The organism is Stenotrophomonas sp. STEN083 (assembly GCF_056759195.1).
In genome coordinates, this window is record NZ_JBRRCU010000043.1 from 18,204 (window position 1) to 37,403 (window position 19,200).

11 protein-coding genes are annotated in these 19,200 nt (G+C 63.2%); 2 read left to right on the top strand and 9 right to left on the bottom strand.

All coding sequences use genetic code 11. The annotated features are described in order from the left end of the window. Positions 1 to 790: 790 nt before the first annotated feature. A complete protein-coding gene (locus tag ACVOK8_RS13150; RefSeq protein WP_481567210.1) occupies positions 791 to 3,928 on the top strand; it encodes a TonB-dependent receptor in 3,138 nt (1,045 codons plus the stop codon). A 113-nt stretch (positions 3,929 to 4,041) separates the two neighbouring features. Here ACVOK8_RS13150 and ACVOK8_RS13155 read toward each other — a convergent pair whose 3' ends face one another. Next, complete coding sequence (locus tag ACVOK8_RS13155; RefSeq protein WP_481567211.1) at positions 4,042 to 4,662, bottom strand: glutathione S-transferase family protein; 621 nt, start codon at positions 4,660 to 4,662, stop codon at positions 4,042 to 4,044. Between the two features lie 18 nt (positions 4,663 to 4,680). Beyond that, positions 4,681 to 5,484 (bottom strand): NYN domain-containing protein, encoded by an 804-nt coding sequence (locus tag ACVOK8_RS13160; RefSeq protein WP_481567212.1) that lies wholly within the window; start codon positions 5,482 to 5,484, stop codon positions 4,681 to 4,683. 127 nt (positions 5,485 to 5,611) lie between these two features. On the opposite strand from ACVOK8_RS13160, the gene ACVOK8_RS13165 reads away from it, so the two are divergent. Beyond that, positions 5,612 to 6,892 (top strand): NAD(P)/FAD-dependent oxidoreductase, encoded by a 1,281-nt coding sequence (locus ACVOK8_RS13165; RefSeq protein WP_481567213.1) that lies wholly within the window; start codon positions 5,612 to 5,614, stop codon positions 6,890 to 6,892. Positions 6,893 to 6,913: 21 nt separating this feature from the next. On the opposite strand, the gene ACVOK8_RS13170 is transcribed toward ACVOK8_RS13165, so the two are convergent. From ACVOK8_RS13170 to ftsE, 7 genes are all read right to left on the bottom strand, one after another. Further along, positions 6,914 to 7,315 (bottom strand): GFA family protein, encoded by a 402-nt coding sequence (locus ACVOK8_RS13170; protein WP_481567214.1) that lies wholly within the window; start codon positions 7,313 to 7,315, stop codon positions 6,914 to 6,916. Between the two features lie 209 nt (positions 7,316 to 7,524). Beyond that, positions 7,525 to 8,400, bottom strand: a complete 876-nt coding sequence (gene rpoH, locus ACVOK8_RS13175) for an RNA polymerase sigma factor RpoH (protein ID WP_481567215.1) — start codon at positions 8,398 to 8,400, stop codon at positions 7,525 to 7,527. Positions 8,401 to 8,643: 243 nt separating this feature from the next. Beyond that, positions 8,644 to 15,534, bottom strand: coding sequence for an autotransporter domain-containing protein (locus tag ACVOK8_RS13180; RefSeq protein ID WP_481567216.1), 6,891 nt, complete (start codon positions 15,532 to 15,534; stop codon positions 8,644 to 8,646). 157 nt (positions 15,535 to 15,691) lie between these two features. After that, on the bottom strand, positions 15,692 to 16,381 hold the full coding sequence (gene ung / locus ACVOK8_RS13185; RefSeq protein WP_481567217.1) for a uracil-DNA glycosylase: 690 nt from the start codon (positions 16,379 to 16,381) through the stop codon (positions 15,692 to 15,694). Beyond that, positions 16,378 to 17,220: a response regulator gene (locus ACVOK8_RS13190; protein ID WP_057628046.1), complete on the bottom strand. Its 843-nt coding sequence runs from the start codon at positions 17,218 to 17,220 to the stop codon at positions 16,378 to 16,380. Before ACVOK8_RS13190 ends, ung begins: the two co-directional genes overlap by 4 nt. A gap of 7 nt (positions 17,221 to 17,227) precedes the next feature. After that, entirely contained in the window at positions 17,228 to 18,196 is a 969-nt protein-coding gene (gene ftsX, locus ACVOK8_RS13195; RefSeq protein WP_481567218.1) for a permease-like cell division protein FtsX, read from the bottom strand. After that, the gene (gene ftsE, locus ACVOK8_RS13200) at positions 18,193 to 18,879 is read right to left on the bottom strand and encodes a cell division ATP-binding protein FtsE (protein WP_282272950.1); all 687 of its coding nucleotides are present in this window, start codon (positions 18,877 to 18,879) and stop codon (positions 18,193 to 18,195) included. Before ftsE ends, ftsX begins: the two co-directional genes overlap by 4 nt. Positions 18,880 to 19,200 lie beyond the last annotated feature (321 nt).

The following is a 19,200-nucleotide window of genomic DNA, read 5'->3' on the forward strand; positions in this document are numbered from 1 at the left end:
TCGGTCGGTACGGCAACGATGTCGGTACGGCAGAAGGTGGCCCGGACAAGCCGGGCCGCTGATGTCCAGCCCATCCGGGAACGGGATGGGGGAGAGATGCCAGGCATCAGCAAAACGGGTTGGCCCCCGCAGCTGCCCCGACAGCCGTCACGACGGCAGCCAGCGGGGCAAAAGCAGCAAACATTGGGCCCTGGAAAACGCTACCCGGCAGTGTTTTCAGTGACTTGCAGCTAGCTGGACCCCGCACTGCGCGGCCCCACCTACATCCCCGGAAGCACCTTGCCGGAAATTTAGATCGATCCAAGTAAAGCATGAGCATTTCGCCCAACGCATTCTGCGGCGCAACATCGGCAGGAAAATCCGCCCTGTAATGCCGAGCCATGCTCGGCAGGGGCTTTCCCGGCAAAGCCCAAAAGCCCTCACCCCAACCCCTCTCCCGTAAAGGGGAGAGGGGCCTGTAGTGCCGAGCCATGCTCGGCAGAGGCCTTACCGGTAAGGCTCCAAAAGCCAACCCCTCCCCCAGCCCTCCCTTGGCCTGCGGCCAAGGGAGGGAGCAGGGCCATATTGCGTAGCAACATGCGTCAAACCTTTGGCTGTGCTAAAAAATGCGCGCCAATCGTTTAGATCGATCCAAATCGACCCCCCCACGATCACCGGCAACGGAACCCTGCTCGAGCGCCAAACAAGTCATTGAGCGAACGCAACAAGGCCCCGGTTTCACCCGTTTTTAGATCGATACAAGTCCAAATCAACGTGACAGTTAGCGATTCAATCCAGGAGAGGGAGAGAAATGAAACAGATCACACGCAAGCACGGCCGCGACACCTTGTCCGCTGCCATTGCCGTCGCCTTGTTCGCTGTGGCCGCCGTTCCCGGCGCTGCATTCGCGCAACAGGCCAACACCACCAGCACCGATGCCACCACGCTCGACAGCGTCAACGTCACCGGTTACCGCTACGCCATCGAAAAAAGCCTTGAGCAGAAGCGCGATGCCAATGCCGTGGTCGAAGTGATCACGGCAGAAGACGTCGGCAAGTTCCCCGACAAGAACGTGGCCGACGCGCTGCAGCGCGTGCCGGGGGTGATCATTACCCGCGACGGCGGCGAAGGTAAGAACGTCAGCGTCCGCGGCCTGGCCTCGGGCCTCACCCTGACCCAGTTGAACGGCAACTACGTCGCCAGCTCGGAAACCAACAACGAAGCCTCACGTTCGTTCAACTACACCTTGCTGCCGTCCAACATGCTGTCGGCCGCAGAACTGTACAAAACCCCGGAAGCACGCCTGGAAGAGGGCGGCATCGGCGGCACGGTGATCCTGCGCACGCGTCGCCCGCTGGACATGGAAGCCAACTCCGGCTTCGCCAGTATCGAAGGCACCTCGTCGGACACCACCAGCGGCATCGACCCGCAGGCATCGGCGATGTACTCCTGGCACAGCGAGGACGAGCGCTTCGGCCTGCTGATCGGCGCAACCCAGCAGAACCGTCGCAGCCGCACCATGACCGCCAGCACCGAGGATTGGCAGTGGTATAGCGACCGCCTCGACGCCAACGGCAATATCAGCCACAACTACGTGTGGGATGAGCCGGGCACCACCCGCGACCCCGCCACCGACGTGCACGGCAATCGTGTGCCAGGGGCAACGCAGTTCTGGGGCCGCTCTGGCATCTACAACCAGAACGGCGGCCACTACTCCGGCTTCTTCATGCCGACATCGGTCAACTTTGCGGTCAAGGACGAGAAGCGCGAGCGCACTGGTAACCAGCTGACCTTCCAGTTCAAGCCGGTCGACAACGTCACCATGACCGCGAACTACTTCCGCTTCGAGCTGGAAGGCAATTACACCCAGAACATGCTGAAGATTCCGGAATGGAACCTGGCCCGTGTCGCTGGTGATGGCAACTGGGAAGAGGGCCGCCTGCTCAACGATTTCACATTTGACCCCAGCGGCACCATCGTAACCGGTGCCGAGTACGAGAAACTGGCAGGCAAGACCTATATCTGCAGCGAAGAAGAGGCCAAGGCAGCTGGCAAGCGGCCTGGCGGCTGGGGCCCGGATGACTGCACTATTCCGACCCCGCAGTTGACCGGCACCTACAGCCGCGAGAAGGCGCTGTCGCAGACTGCCGATCTGAGCGTGGACTGGGATATCAGCCCGCTGTGGAAGGCGTCATTCGCTGGTGGCCGCACCTGGTCCGAAGGCGGCCCGTCGATGAGCTTCCGCATGTCAGCCAAGCCCCGCCGCAAGGTGGATGGTGTGTGGCAGAGCGGCAACCAGTACAGCGCGTGGGACATCACCGGTACGCCGTCGGCAACGTTCTCGCCGGACCTGCAGCAGCAGCTGATGAACGGCATCGCCGAGGTCGACACCGGCTCCACCGACTCATCCTGGACCCAGACCAGCATTGAGCAGAATCACTTCCAGGCTGACTTCAACAAGTTGTTCGAAGCCGGCTGGCTGGATTCCATCCAGTTCGGCACCAAGTACAGCGACAGCAAGGTGCACCGCAATACCGGCAACACCTATTGGGTGTGCCAGGGTGCGGATCCGAGCGACTACAGCAAGCGCTACCAGGCCGGTTGCGATCCCACCGCCGGTGTCGCCCAGCCGGGCTTCTTCCTGTCGCAGCCGATCGGCAACATCGCCGGCGGCTTCAATGCGAATGTATTCCCGGGCATCAACTACCCTGCTTACATCGACTATCTCAACAAGACCTACGGTCCAGCGCAGAACCGCCGTGAGGACGACTTCGTCTACAACGTGGGCGAAAAGGTCTACTCCGGCTACTTCCAGGCCAACTTCCGCACCGAACGCGTGCGCGGCAACGTTGGTGTTCGCGTAGCCCGCACCAAGCAGCACGCCGAATCCAGTGACTCGGTTGAGCGTTTCGTCGACTACTGGGCTGACAACAGCGCTGGCACGCCGATGGCCTGCAATGACCCGGGTGCCGGGGCATATCTCAACTCGGGTCTGGGCTACCAGTGCGAAAACGACCTGATCCGTGTGCCGGATGCATTGGCCCGCGAGAAGTCCTATGAGCTGGCCTCGCTGGACAAGACCTATACCGACATCCTGCCCAGCTTCAACATCGCCTGGGACATCACCAACAACCTGGTGCTGCGCGGTGCCGCGTCCAAGGTCATCGCCCGCCCGAGCTACACCAGCATCGCTTACCCGGGCGGCCTGAGCTATTACAGCGAGGAGTACAGCAACGACCGCCTGGTCACCGGCGGCACCACCAATCCGGGCTGGTATGGCTCAGGCAGCAACAAGAACCTGGAACCGTTTGAAGCCATCCAGTACGACCTGAGCCTGGAGTGGTACTTCCAGCCGGGCGCAGTGGCCGGCGTCGGCCTGTTCCGCAAGGACGTCAAGAACTTCACCGTACCGGTGGTGCGCGACCTGCAGATGAACGTCGCCGGGCAGACGGTAACGGTGCAGAACTACTCTACCGAAGCCAACGGTCAGAACGGTGTATCGCAGGGCGTGGAAGTGTACGGCCAGTACACCTTCGACTTCGGTCTGGGCTTCCAGGCCAACTACACCTATAACGACACCAACCTGGCTTCAGTTGAAATCGACGGTGAGAAGATCGGTGCCTCGCCGCTGGTAGGCAGCGCAAAGAACCAGGGCAACTTCACCGTGTTCTACGAGAACCGCTATTTCCTGGCGCGTGCCTCGTACAACCGTCGCGGCGAAGTAGTTGGTGGCCTGAACAACGGCTTCACCATCTATACCGAACCGTATGATCAGCTGGATCTCAACGCAGCGTTCAACATCCGCGAGGACCTGACCCTGAGTGCTTCAGTACTCAACGCCACCAAGTCCGAGCAACGTGTGCACCTGGGCAGCGACACCAAGGCCCGCCTGCTGTCCAACAGCTATGCAGGTCGCCAGCTGTACATGGGCCTGACCTGGAAGTTCTAAGGCTTGTCTAGCCGTGCTGTCCGCACGGAGGTAGTGAAAAAGCCGCGCTGGTTACAGCGCGGCTTTTTCTTTGCGCGCGAGGGGCGAATGGAGGTCGCCTTCCCAACATCAACTCAAGTCAGTGCCGTCATAACCCCTTTCCGGTACGCCGGCCGCTGCTGCAGCCGCACGTACCACGCTGCCAGATGCGGTAGCTCCGGCCGTTGGATGGGCATCTCAAACCAGGCGTAGATAAAGGAACCCAGCGGAATATCGCCCATCGCAAAACGCTCGCCGGACAACCAAGGTTGCTTTTCCAAAGCCGCATCGACCAGCGTCAACAGTTCCCCACAACGCAACAACGCTGCGGCAATACGCGCCTCATCACGATCCGCAGGAGCAGTACGCAACACACCCCAGAACAGGTCACGGAAAGCCACCGCGAAACTCGAGGTAGTCCAATCCATCCATTGTTCGCTGCGTGCACGCTCAACCGGATCGGACGGATACAACACGTCCAATGCATAACGTGCCGACAGGTAACGCACGATGGCATTGGACTCCCACACCGGCAGGCCGTGATCCTCGATCACCGGCACCAGCCCGTTGGGATTCATCGCGCGGTACTCGGCCGTCTGCGTACCACCAAACGCACCGCCGACTTCGATCGACTCATACGGCAAGCCGATCTCCTCGGCACACCACAGCACCTTGCGCACATTGCTGGAATTGCGCCGGCCCCAGATCTTCAACATTCGCCCACTCCTTTCAGATCAATTCTCATCGCGCGCTCCCTTGCGTGGCAACGCGCGTACCGCCGATGCCTTGCCCGCGCGCTTTACCTCGAACAGGCCGGTGGCATCAATCAGTTCGCTCAACTTCCGATAGCCATAGTTGCGCGAGTCGAACGACGCGCGGTTGGCGATCTGATTGCCCACCGCACTCAGCAAGGCCCAACCCTGCTCATCCGCCACTGCATCCACTGCACCGCGCAATAGATTGAGCAGGCGCGTGTCACCACGCAGCTCATTGGTGCTGCGCGGTTTGATCGGAGCCGCAGCTGGCTCCGCCGAATCCGTAGCAGCTACGGCGGCAGGCGCGTTGCTGGCAACCACCGGCTCGACCACATCCGCTGGCTCGTTGCCCAGCGCTTCCAGATAGATGAACTTCGAGCAGGCGTTGACGAAAGCCAGCGGTGTCTTCTGCTCACCGAAGCCATATACCTTCAAACCATCGGTGAGGATGCGCATCACCAGCGGGGTGAAGTCGGCATCACTGGAGACAATCGCAAAGCCGTCCAGGTTGCGCGCATACAGCAGGTCCATCGCGTCCACCACCATCGCCATGTCCGAGGCATTCTTGCCCTTGGAATAGGCGAACTGCTGGATCGGCCGGATCGCGAACTCATGCAGCACGCTTTCCCACCCCTTCAAGCGTGGGTTCTTCCAGTCGCCGTAGGCACGGCGCACATTGGCCACGCCGAATGCGGCCACTTCGACGAGGATCTCATCGATCTTCGATGACGGTGCGTTGTCGGCGTCGATCAACAACGCGATACGCTTTTCGGGCTCAGACACGGGCTGACTCCATGGCGGCAAGCTGACCGCCAGTATCGGTCATCGCTGTTTCAAAGCACATCAATGCGATGATGTGCGCTGACAACCCGCCCCCACGGCCGGTTCACCGGCCACACCGGAGTACGTCATGCCGCAACACCCGCACCTTGTTGTCATCGGCGGAGGTTTCGCCGGCCTCTGGACCAGCCGAGCGCTGGCCGATGCCCCCTTGCGCATCACCCTGGTCGATCGTCGCAACCACCATCTGTTCCAGCCGCTGCTGTACCAGGTGGCCACCGCCGGCCTGTCCTCACCGGATATCGCTGCGCCGTTGCGGCATATCCTCGGCAGGCAGCGCAATATCGAGGTGCGGTTGGGTGAAGTGGTCTTCATCGACAAACATGCCAAGCAGGTGCAGCTCGGCGATGGCAGCCGGATCAGCTATGACCTGCTGCTGGTCGCCAGCGGTGCTACCCATGCCTATTTCGGCCACGACGAATGGGCCGCCGATGCGCCCGGCCTGAAGACGCTGGACGACGCGCTTTACCTGCGCCGCAAGCTGCTGCTGGCGTTCGAACGCGCCGAAGCCGAACCCGATCCGGCCAAGCGCGCCGCATGGCTGAGTTTCGCCATCGTCGGCGGTGGCCCCACCGGCGTGGAGCTGGCCGGCACGCTGGCCGAGATCGCCCGCCACACGTTGAAGAACGAGTTCCGCCATATCAATCCTGCCGACGCCAAGGTGCGGCTGGTTGAAGCCGGGCCGCGGGTGCTCTCGACCTTCCCGGAAGTGCTGTCGCTGAAGGCGCGCCGCCAGCTGGAGAAGCTGGGCGTGGAAGTGTTGACCGGCACCGCCGTCAGCCATATCGACGGACAGGGCTTCCAGCTCGGTGACACCCATGTGCCGGCGCGTACCGTGGTGTGGGCCGCCGGTGTCGCCGCCTCACCGCTGGCGCGCACCCTGGACGTGCCTCTGGACCGCGCCGGCCGCGTGCAGGTCGAACCGGACCTGACGATTCCCGGCCACCCGGAGATCTTCGCCGGTGGCGATCTGGTCGCACTGATGCAGGCTAACGGCCGGCCGGTGCCGGGCGTGGCACCTGCCGCCAAGCAGATGGGCAAGTATGTGGCGCAGGTGATCCGCGCGCGCCTGGACGGCAGGCCAGCGCCGCCGCCATTCCGCTACAACGACCAGGGCAATCTCGCCACCATCGGCCGCATGGCGGCGATCGTGCATGTCGGCAAGCTGCAGCTGTCCGGGCTGCTGGCCTGGTGGTTCTGGCTGGCCGCGCACGTGTTCTTCCTGATCGGCTTCCGCAACCGACTGGTGGTGCTGCTCAACTGGGCGGTGGCGTACTGGAGCTACCAGCGCAGCGCGCGCATCATCCTCGGCGATGCCGACGAGGGTGATGGCAAGGAACCAGCAGGCTGATCGCAGCCGCGCCAGCGGCAATCAGCTGTTGCCGTTGGCGAACTGCTCGAACACTTCGCGCCCGGTGAGTTTGGGTGTCTCGTTGGCCAGATCGTAGTACGACGGCTTCTCGTCGATGAAAATCTGGCTGGCCAGTTCGAACTCGCGATCCTGGAACAGCCCGGCCGGCACGAAGTACTCGCCGTCCGGCACGAGCCGGTAATACAGGTGCGTGCCGCACTGTGAGCAGAAGCCGCGTTCGGCCCAGTCGGAGGATCGATAGGTCTTCAACGCGCTACCGATGACCTGCACCTGGTCATCGCAATGCACCGCGAACAGCGGCCCACCCGACCAGCGCCGGCACATGCTGCAATGGCAGAGGCCGATTTCCGAATGCTCATTGGCGATCACTTCGATCGCCCCACACAGGCACTGTCCTTTCATCATCGGGTCCGTCTGCAAGAGGAAAGCAGAATCTACACGGGAAAGCTTTCCTGCCGGTGATGAGAATCGTCCCGTAGTGCCGAGCCATGCTCGGCAGAGGCCTTACCAGCGACGGTTGGTCCGTGCATGAAGCCCCTGCCGAGCATGGCTCGGTACTACAAAAAAAGGCCCGGGTTTCCCCGGGCCTTCGTTCACTGCTGCTGTCTTGCTCAGGCGGCGAACAGTGCCTTCATCTTCTTCAGCGCATTGGCTTCGATCTGGCGGATGCGTTCGGCAGACACGCCGTACTCGTCTGCCAGTTCCTGCAGCGTCACCTTGCTGTCAGCGTCCAGCCAACGACGGGCGATGATGTCGCGCGAACGCTGGTCAAGCTTGGACAGGCCTTCGCGCAGCAGGCTCAGCTGGTTGTCTTCGCTGTCCTCGCGCTCATAGGCCTGCGACGGATCTTCATCGCGTGCGACCAGGTACGCAGCCGGCGACGGCGGCGCATGATCGTCATCTTCATCCGACGGCGCATCGAAACCGATGTCACGGCCGGACAGACGCGATTCCATCTCCATCACTTCACGCTCGGAGACGTTCAGATCCTTGGCGACGGCGCTGACCTCGGCGGCGTTCATCCAGCCCAGGCGGGTCTTGGACTTGCGCAGGTTGAAGAACAGCTTACGCTGCGCCTTGGTCGTGGCGACTTTGACGATGCGCCAGTTCTTGAGGATGAACTCGTGCATCTCGGCACGGATCCAATGCACAGCGAAGGACACCAGGCGCACGCCCATGTCCGGGTCGAAGCGCTTGACCGCCTTCATCAGGCCGATGTTGCCTTCCTGGATCAGGTCGCCCAGCTGCAGGCCGTAGCCGTTGTAGCCGCGGGCCACGTGCACGACGAAGCGCAGGTGCGAATGCACTAGCTCACGTGCAGCGTTCAGATCCTGCTCGTCGCGGAAGCGACGCGACAGTTCCTGTTCCTCATCGACCGACAGCACCGGGATCTGGTGCACGGCACCGATGTAGGCGTCCAGCGAACCGAGCGCACTGGGGATCGGGAGATTGTTTGCCACAAGGGCAGTAGAGGTGTTCAGGTTCATAGGACCTCATCTTAGCAGTCGAACTATTGGACTGCTCAGTACAGAAAAAGTTCCAGCGTTCTGTTTTTGTTCGCAAACTCGAGGTCAAACCTGAATAGGCGACAGCAACGACGGCATTCCCAACTCCTGCAAGGTAGCAAAGCCAAGGCCACCGCGATATGACAAGCAAGCAGGCGATTCAGCCGCCAGCCGCCTGCGTGGCTGGCCACCTGTGATGACCAGCCATCGCCTGCGCTACAGCGCTTACTTGCCGCCTCTGGGAACGGCCTCCACCTGCGGGCGGGTCAACCCGTTTTCGCGCCACCATGCCTGCTCAGCATCCAGCAGCGGCGCCTGCTGACCATAGCTCAGGCGTAAGCCGAAGCTGTTGGCGAACACGTCACTGGCCTGCTCGCGACGGAATTGCAGGGCCATCGTCCAACCGCTGCTGAAGCCGAACTCCACGCCACCACCAAACGCCAAGGTGTTGTCGTTGTAACTACGCACCCCAAGCAGGTAATCGTTCTCGCTGGGTGCCACCACATAGTTCAGCGCGGCATCGCCGCTGCTGCGCAGCGCCTGCCGCCATTCCAGCATCCACGACGGGCGCACCGACGCGCGCGCGGTGCGGAACGCGTAACGCCCTTCCACACCGAGCGCAGCGGTGCTGCTGTCCAACGTCTGCCGGCGGTATTGCAGGTCGTAATCGCCCAGCCCATGCTCACGATAGGCCTGCAAGGTGGTACGGCTGGCGTCCAGCCGGCCATAGCCGGTAAGCATGCCCACCTCGCCCTGATGGTCGTAGCCCAGGCTTAACGAGGCGTAGTGTTGCTTGCCTTCGCGTGAGGCCCTCGCTGACGCACCAACATCATTGCTGCGCCGCCGGATATCGAAATCCAGCTGGCCCCAGCCCACCAAGCCATCGACGAACCAGGCACGGTCCTGCCAGTTGCCGTACATCGCCAACGAGCGCTGGCGCGAATCCATGCCCGACCCGACGGAGTTGAAGTCGGTTTCGTTCCAGCCAAAGCCGCCAGCAAGACCCAAGGCCGCATGCTCGCCGAAACGGCGGTCCATGCCCACGCTGACGCCATCGGTGCGGAATTTGGCACCTTCCGCATTGGCGCGCGCATCGCGTTCGCCCCATTGGATGGCGCCTGCGCTCCAAAAACCCCAACCCGCCGGCAGCTTCGGCGACGGCGCGCCCAGCTGCCCCGCATTCAACGACAAGCCCTGTTGCCCGGCAGCACCTTGCAGGTTTACAGACATCGCGTGCGAAGAAGCACTGCCGCCGTGACGCAACTGACTCAACCGCGAACGGATGTTGTCCTGCTGGGCCTGCACGAAGCGCAGGCTGGCATCCACCTGAGCCTGTACGCCGGCCGTAACGCCCGGATCGTGGCTGGGATCAGGACGTTCATCCACGATCAGCTGCAGGCTTACGCTTGCCTCAATGAAGTCCGCTGACGCAGCCTGGGTTGCCGTCAAGGTTGCCGTGCCCGCGCCCACCAGTGTCACGGTACGACCGTCGATACGTGCGACATTGGTATCACTGCTTTGGAAGCTGAAGCCACCCGGGCCGTCGCTATCGGGGTCCGGAAGGTCGAAAGCGGCTTCCCCACGGCGCTTGCGCAGATCAGCCAGCCACGACAATACCGGTGAGGCCTTGCCAATCACCGCCTGCAGATTTACTTGCGGTGCCGGGCTGTAGCTGGCATTGCCCGTCTGGTCGGCAGTAAGCGCACAGCTGCCGGCGGCAACCATCGTCACCGTCGAGCCCGCCACCGTACACACAGCCGGCGTGGTCGAGGCAAACAGCACCGCCTCACCCGAAGCGCCACCGTTGGCACTCACAGCAAACGTGCCGCCAGCTGAGAACACCGGGTTGGCTGGAGTGGCCGTGAAGCCGGTGATCGCCTGCGTGGCCGCACCAATCGTGACGCTCAAGGTTTCCTGTGGGGCAGCGCTGTAGCTGGCACTACCCGCCTGGTTGGCGGTAAGCGCACAGCTGCCCGCGGCAACCATCGTCACCGTGGAACCTGCGACCGTACACACGGCTGGCGTGGTCGAAGCAAACAGCACCGCCTCACCCGAGGCGCCACCGTTGGCACTCACAGTAAACGTGCCACCGGCCGAGAACACCGGTGCGGCCGGATTGGCAACAAACCCGGTGATCGCCTGCGTGGCAGCGCCAATCGTGACGTTCAAGCGCTCCTGCGGGGCAGCGTTGTAATTGCTATTGCCGGCCTGATTCGCCGTCAGCTCACAGGTCCCGGCGCTGACCATCGTCACCGTCGAGCCCGCCACCGTACAGACGGCTGGCGTGGTCGAAGCAAACAGCACCGCCTCACCCGAAGCGCCACCGTTGGCACTCACAGTAAACGTGCCGCCGGCCGAGAACACCGGGTTGGCTGGAGTGGCAACAAACCCGGTGATCGCCTGCGTGGCCGCACCAATCGTGACGCTCAAGGTTTCCTGTGGGGCAGCGCTGTAGCTGGCATTACCTGCCTGGTCGGCAGTAAGTGCACAGCTGCCGGCGCTGACCATCGTCACCGTGGAGCCAGCCACCGTACACACAGCCGGCGTGGTCGAGGCAAACAGCACCGCCTCACCCGAAGCACCGCCGTTGGCCGACACGGCAAACGCGCCGCCAGCCGAGAACACCGGTGCGGCCGGATTGGCAACAAACCCGGTGATCGATTGCGTGGCAACGCCAATCGTGACGCTCAAGTTTTCCTGTGGGGCCGCGTTGTAGTTGGCATTACCTGCCTGGTCGGCAGTAAGCGCACAGCTGCCGGCGGCAACCATCGTCACCGTGGAACCTGCGACCGTGCACACAGCCGGCGTGGTCGAGGCAAACAGCACCGACTCACCCGAGGCGCCACCGTTCGCACTCACAGCAAACGTGCCGCCCGCCGAAAACACCGGTGCCGACGGATTGGCCGTGAAACCGGTGATCGCCTGCGTGGCCGCACCAATCGTGACGTTCAAGCGCTCCTGCGGGGCAGCGTTGTAATTGCTATTGCCGGCCTGATTCGCCGCCAGCTCACAGGTCCCGGCGCTGACCATCGTCACCGTCGAGCCCGCCACCGTACAGACGGCTGGCGTGGTCGAAGCAAACAGCACCGCCTCGCCCGAAGCACCGCCGTTGGCCGACACGGCAAACGTGCCGCCAGCTGAGAACACCGGGTTGGCTGGAGTGGCAACAAACCCGGTGATCGCCTGCGTGGCAGCGCCAATCGTGACGCTCAAGGTTTCCTGCGGGGCCGCGCTGTAGTTGCCGTTGCCCGCCTGATTCGCCGTCAGCTCACAGGTGCCTGCACTGACCATCGTCACCGTCGAGCCCACCACCGTACAAACAGCCGGTGTGGTGGAAGCAAACAGCACCGCCTCACCCGAGGCGCCACCGTTCGCACTCACAGCAAACGTGCCGCCGGCCAAGAACACCGGTGCCGACGGATTGGCAACAAACCCGGTGATCGATTGCGAAGCCAGGCCAATCGACACACTCAGAACTTCTTGCGGCGCGGCGATGTAGTTGCCGTTGCCGGCCTGATTCGCCGTCAGCTCACAGGTGCCGGCACCAACCATCGTCACCGTGGAACCAGCCACCGTACACACAGCCGGCGTGGTCGAGCCAAACAGCACCGCCTCACCCGAGGCACCGCCGCTCGCACTCACAGCAAACGTGCCGCCCGCCGAAAACACCGGTGCCGACGGATTGGCCGTGAAACCGGTGATCGCCTGCGTGCCAGCGCCAATTGTGACGCTCAAGGTTTCCTGCGGCGCCGCGTTGTAGCTGGCATTGCCTGCCTGGTCGGCAGTCAGTGCGCAGCTGCCCGCAGCAACCATCGTCACCGTCGAGCCCGCGACCGTACACACGGTCGGCGTGGTCGAAGCAAACAGCACCGCCTCACCCGAAGCACCGCCGTTTGCCGACACGGCAAACGTGCCGCCAGCCGAGAACACTGGGTTGGCCGGAGAGGCCGTGAAACCGGTGATCGCCTGCGTGGCCGCACCAATCGTGACGCTCAGGGGCTCCTGCGGCGCCGCGTTGTAGCTGGCATTGCCTGCCTGGTCGGCGGTCAACGCACAGGTACCTGCGCCAAGCATCGTCACCGTCGAACCGGCGACCGTACACACGGCCGGCGTGGTGGAGGCAAACAGCACCGCCTCACCCGAGGCACCGCCGGTTGCCGACACGGCAAACGTGCCGCCGGCCGAGAACACCGGGCTGGCCGGGGTGGCCGTGAAAGCGGTGATCGCCTGCGTCATCAATCCCACCAACACAGCGCTGGTGGCACCCACATTATTAAGGGTCTGGCTGGCAGCGTTGCCCGCCTCATCCGTCAGGCTGCCGCCATTGAGGCCCAATGCACCCACGGCAATACCGTCGTCGTCGCGATCACCGCTGGCCACGGTATAGCTGAAAAACAACGACTGCGTACCGCTGCCCCCAACATAGTTGGCGTATACCGTGCTGCCGCCTACCATCAGGGCCAGCCGCGGGGTGCCGGTTACGACTATCACTTCGTTGAAAGTGACCAAAAAAGCCAACGTGCTTCCGGCTGGATAACGGCCGGCCGCAGGCACACTCACCGACGCGACCTCCGGTGAAGCCGTATCCACGGTGTAGACCTCGCCCGCGGTAAAACCGCCTGTGATGGCATTGCCCAACGCCCCCTGGATACCGGTACCACTGGGTTTGAGGTCCAGCCGCAGGGTGCCGTTGCCGGAGACGTTGCCCACCGCCACCGTATAGAAGTCGCCGGAGCCCACTGCCCACAGCACCAAGCCGCTGGCGGTGCCGGTTGGCGTCACATTGAAATCGGTTGAATCCACCCCGTTAACCACCTCGGAGAAGGTCACACTGAAGGACAGGCTGCTGGCATTGGTTGATGAGCCGCCATCACGGGTGATGGACCACACGGTGAGCGGCGGCGACACCGTCAGCGAATAACCCTCGGTCCTCGAGAACGGCGCGCCACTGCCGGTGCTCGAATCCTTCACTTCCACGTCAAAGTTGAAGGTGCCGTGCGCCGTTGGCATGCCAGAAAGCACACCGGTGGAGCTGAGCACCAACCCATTCGGCGGTGTTCCAACAAGCGCATAGCGGTACGGCGCGGCACCACCACTGGCGCTGAAAGTCTGGCTGTAACTCGTACCCACCACGGCGGCCGGCAGGGTGGCTGGGCTTACCATGATGGTGGGCGGCAATACCGTCACCGTCACCCTGGCCGGTGCGGAGGTGCCTGCGACGTTGGTAATGGTATAGGTGAAGCTGTCCGACCCCGCATACCCCGCTACCGGCGTGTAGATAAGGGAGTTACCGTTGGCTGCGGCGGTGCCGTGGCTGGCCGCCTCGACCACCGCCACGCTGGTGACATGGTTGCTGAGATCGACCGGAATGGGGACGACGCCACTGTTGTAATGAACATTCGACACAGCAATGTTGGCGGCGTTCGGCGGGCTGACATAGGTAAACTGGTCCGCCGCACTGGTAGCGCTGATACCCCCTGCGGTCGTCACCGTGATATCCACCGTGCCGGCACTGCTGGTCGGCGAGGTGGCGGTGATGGAAGTAGCGCTGTTGACGTTAAAGCTGACGGCCCTCGTGGCGCCAAACTTCACCGCAGTGGCACCGCTGAAATTGGCACCGGTGAGGGTGACGGACGTACCTCCGGCGGCAGGGCCGCTGGCAGGTGAAATGCTGGTGATCGCAGGCGCAGGAACAGGATCGTCATTTAGAATTGTGCCCACACCCTGCACGTCAACCGTTGTGGCACCGGACACATAGCTCAGGTTGACGAAAAAGGTTTCATCGGATTCGTAGGTGGTATCGCCATTTACCTTCACGGAAATGGTCGCGGTGGAGCTACCCGCTGGAATAGTCATCGTGCCTGAAGCGGCGACGTAGTCGGTGCCCGCTGTTGCGGAGCCATCGGCAGTGGCGTAATTGAAGCGTACGCCGCCTGCGCCGGCGGGCTGGTTCAGGCTCACGGTGAAGGTAAAGCCGGTCTGACCTGCATTGCCTTCGTTCAAGCTCACATCATTTATCGACAGCGTGGCCTGGTTGGCATTGACGATGGTGCCGGTAGCCGAACTCGGGCTGCCGACGGTGTAACCAGTGCCGGCGGCCACGCTGACGATGACGGTTTCATCCGCCTCCGCATCGGTATCAGCGATTGGGGTCAAGGTGAGGGTCGTGCTGGTGGCATTTGCTGGAATCGTTACCGTAGGTGCAAGTCCTGCGTAATCGATGCCCGCCGTTGCGGTGCCGCTGGCGCCAAGCATGACCGTCAACGCACCGGGCCAAGCCGCACTGCGGGTCACGGTGTAGACCAGACTACCGCCGCTGTCTTCAGCAACCGAGGTTGGTGCAACGCTGATGTTTACCGCCGGCGGCAACGGAATGACTGAGTTGCTGGAACCGGTCTGCATACTGCTATTGGTGCCATTCATCGCCTGCACGGTGAACGCGTACGACCTGCCCGGGATGAGCCCGGGCACTTCGATGGGGCTGTTTTGTCCGGAGGCGGTCACGGAAAAATCCGTGGACGTAACGAAATAGGTAACCGGCGAACCACCGTCGGAACTGGAGGGGCTGAAGCTGACCCTAGCCGACGCCACACCGGCGATGGCCAACGGGGTGCCGGGCGTTGATGGCGCCAACGCTGAGCTGATCCTGCTCAGCGAGGACTGCACGGCACCGCTTCTCCACGCATAAAGCCCATCTGCATTTCTGCGCAACATCTGGTACTGCAGTGCAACCAGCACGCTGCCCAAGGCCATGTCATCAGCAGTAGTGAGGTAGGTTGCCGTGCAGGCTCTGCTACCGGTACCGGTGACACTGCCGCAGGTACTGTTGGCAAGTACAGGCGTGCCGTTGTTGAAAGTGACACCTTCAATCGGCGTGCTGGGACTGTCGACCTGGAAACTGAAGGTCAACGTTTGCCCCGCCGCACTGAAGCTGTTGGGACTGACCGAGGTCAGGCTGACCGTTTGTGCCAGCGCCGGAGTCGCCACCACACTGATGCACAGCAGCACCAGCAGCACAGCCATCGAACGCGCGCGGCCTTGCACTGCATTTACGGACCAGCGTTGACCCACGCACGGCGTGAGGGCGCGAACGCGCCCAGCGAATTCCTTGAACATGTTGTCCCCTGCTGTGCTCAAGCGGTGTGCCATGCACCTGCATGGCATCTACACGGCATTTAAGCCCAAGTGCGTAAGAGCACAGGCGCGGCAAGGCGGATCAACCAGGGGCAAGCCCCACTCTCCACCAATCGTGTCAACCGATCAGCGCGACGCGCTACGGCAGCGCCCAATGGATCGGGGTTTGCCCGCGCCGTTGCAGGTAGTCATTGGTCTGCGAGAAATGACGGCAGCCCAGGAAACCCCGGTGCGCCGACAACGGCGAGGGATGCGGCGCCTTGAGCACGCGGTGGCGGCGGGTATCGATCACCTTGCCCTTCTTCTGGGCGTAGGCGCCCCACAGCAGGAACACCAGGCCTTCGCGCTCGCGGTTGAGCACGTCGACCACGTGATCGGTGAAGCCCTCCCAGCCGCGGCCCTGATGCGCACCGGCCTTGCCCTCTTCCACCGTCAGTACGGCGTTGAGCAGCAGCACGCCCTGTTGCGCCCACGGCAGCAGGCAGCCGTGGTCCGGACGCGGGATGGCCAGGTCGGCTTCAAGCTCCTTGTAAATGTTGAGCAGAGACGGCGGCACCGGCACGCCGGGCATCACCGAAAAACTCAAACCATGCGCTTGTCCGTAGCCGTGGTACGGGTCCTGGCCCAGCACCACTACCTTTACCTGCTCGAACGGAGTGGCGTTGAAAGCAGCAAAGATTTCCGGCCCGGGCGGGAACACATGGGCGCCGGCCGCCTTGCGCTTGCGCAGGAAGGCAGACAGTTCACGCATCTCCGGACGCAGCAGCCAATCGCCAATGCGCGCCTTCCAACTGGGCTCAAGCTGGATCTGTGCGCCGTCTTCGCTCACAGCACCACCGCCGGCTGCGCCATGCGCGCCAGCCGCAGCTGGAACAGCACCTTGGTCACCAGCAGACGTTCTTCAATGGGTTTCTGCACCAGATCATTGGCACCGGATTGCAGCAGCGCCGACTGGTTGTGCGGGTTGCCGTCGCCAGTCATCACCAGCACCGGCAGGCGTCGCTTGCCATAGGCGAAGTCCACGCGGATGCGTTCGACCACATCGCGGCCGCTGAGCTCGCCCTTGAGGGTCACGTCGGTCAGCACCAGATCCACCTGGCGCGTGGTGCGGCCCAGTGACTCGGCGGTGAGCAACGAGAACGCATCCTCGGCGGTCAGCACGTGCACGACGTGCAGGTCATGGCGTTCGAGCATGCGCTTGGTGGCTTCGGCCACCACACGGCTGTCTTCGACGTACAGCACGGTGGCATTGGCCACCGGCTCGGGCTGCACATAGCCACGGATGAAAGTCGCCAAGGCCTCATGGCCGAGCGCCTTGTCGAAATAATCGGTGACGTATTCGGTGAAGCGGCGCTGTTCCAGATGCTGCTGGGCATCGCCGGAGACCACGATCACCGGCACATAAGCCTGGCCTGCGGTTTCGCGCACGCCACGTGCCAGTGCCAGGCCATCACCATCAGGCAGCGCCAACGAGGTGGTGACCAGATGCACTGGACCAGCGGCCAGCGCTTCGCGCGCCTCGGCAATGCTGGCGCAGCCCACCACCTCGACATCCGGCAGTTCGCGCTTGAGCACGTCACTGATCAGGCGCCGTACCAGTTTGGATCCATCGACCACCATTACCCGCGGCGCGTCGCTGATCAGATGCTTGAGCTCGTGCGTGGACATGCGGGCCTCAGGTTTCAGTCGGGCGAGTCTGCCTGAGGAAGTGACCGGTCACCAGCCATGCCCCCAACCAACCCAGAATTGTGGTGCCTACCAGCACCATGCCCGAATGCAGCAAATCCAGGCCTTGCAACATGAAGGGACTGCCGTAGCTTTGCGACAGATTGGCCAGTGGCGCGCGCAGGGCCAGCCCGCACACACCGATCAAGCCCAAGGCGAGCGCACCGGCACCGAGCCCGTACCACGCACCCAGATAGACAAACGGGCGACGGATGAAGCCGTCGCTGGCACCCAGCAACTGCAGCACGCCGATTTCCTCGCGCCTTGCCTGGATATCCAGGCGCACCGTGTTGCCAACCACCAACGCTGCGCCCAATCCCAGCAGCACCGACAACACCTGCACCAGGCGCGCGCCGAAGTTCAGCCAGCCATCCAGCCGCTGCCGCCAGAGCGCGTCGTGCTGGACCAGATCGGCCTGCGGCATGGTTTCCAGCGATTTGGCCAAGGCGGCATCCGCGCCGTCAGCCGGGGTCACGATCAGCAGCGTGGGCAGCGGGTTTTCACCCAGCGCATCGATGGCTTCGCCCAGACCTGCGTTCTGACGCAGCTCGGCCAGGCCTTCGTCTGGCGTGCGCAGCTGCACCTGCGCCACATCGGCACGGGCGCGCAGGGTCTTGGCCAATTCCTGCGCAGCGGCGCCATCGACGTCGGTCTTCAGGAACAGGTTGATATCGCGCGACTGCTGCACGCTGCCGGAGAAATGCTTGAGGTTGTCCAAACCGATCGACAGCCCCAACGGTAGCGCCAGCGCCAGCGCCATCACCGCCACCGTCAGCGCGGTAGCCCACGGGCGGCGCAACGCGCGGCCAAGGCTGAAAACCACGCTGTGCAGATGGTGGTTGATCCAGGTGGCCAGCCGCGACGGCGCTGCCGTGCTGGTGTTCGTAGCGGGCTTCTCGCTGCTGTTGCTGCTAGTCATTCGGCCAGGTCCTGCGGCGAGATGTCATCGACCAGACGGCCGTGGTCGAGGATCAACACGCGCTTGCGCATCTGCTTGAGCAGGGCAAGGTCATGGCTGACCACCAGCACGCTGGTACCGCGCGCTGGCAGTTCGGCGAACAAGGTCATGATTTCCGCCGCCAGGGTCGGATCGAGGTTGCCGGTGGGTTCGTCGGCCACCAGCAGTTTGGGCTCGGCAACAATTGCACGGGCAATGCCGACACGCTGTTGTTCGCCGGCCGACAGTTCGCTGGGCAGTGCCTTCTCGCGGTGGCCAAGGCCCATCCGCTCCAGCACCGAGCGCACCCGTTTGCCGGTATCGGCACGGCGGTCGCCGCGCAGGATCAGCGGCAGGGCGACGTTCTCGCCGATGCTGCGGTCGACCAGCAGGCGATGGTCCTGGTAGACCGCGCCGACTTCGCGCCGATGCAGGGCAACCTTGCCGCCGCGCACCTTGAGCAGATTGCGCTCGCCGAAGATGACCGCGCCACGGCTGGGCCGCTCGCTGAGATGGATCAGCTTGAGCAAGGTGCTCTTGCCGGCACCGGAGTGCCCAGTGACGAACAGCATCTCGCCGGCCGCCACTTCAAAGCTGACATCCAGCAGCGCCTGATGGCCACCGGCATATTGTTTGCTGACATTGTCAAAACGCAGGACGCTCATCGTGCTGATTATGCAGGAGCGCGGGCAGACTGCGGGGATGCAGGTCACGTGATGTGTGTTCCGCGTAGTGCCGAGCCATGCTCGGCATAGGGCTCTACCCGCCATCATGCTTGTAGGAGCGGCGTCAGCCGCGAAGCCGGGATTGCATCAACCGGCAAAAAGCTTACCCCTCCCCGGCCCTCCCCTTTGCTGCGCAAAAGGGAGGGAGCTGTAGTGGGGGGCGAGCCGCGGGGGGGCGGGGGTGAGGTGGGTTCGCTTGGAGAGGCCCCGAGGCCCGCAACCGATGTTGGGGGGGGGGGGGGGGGCGGGGGCGGGGGCGGG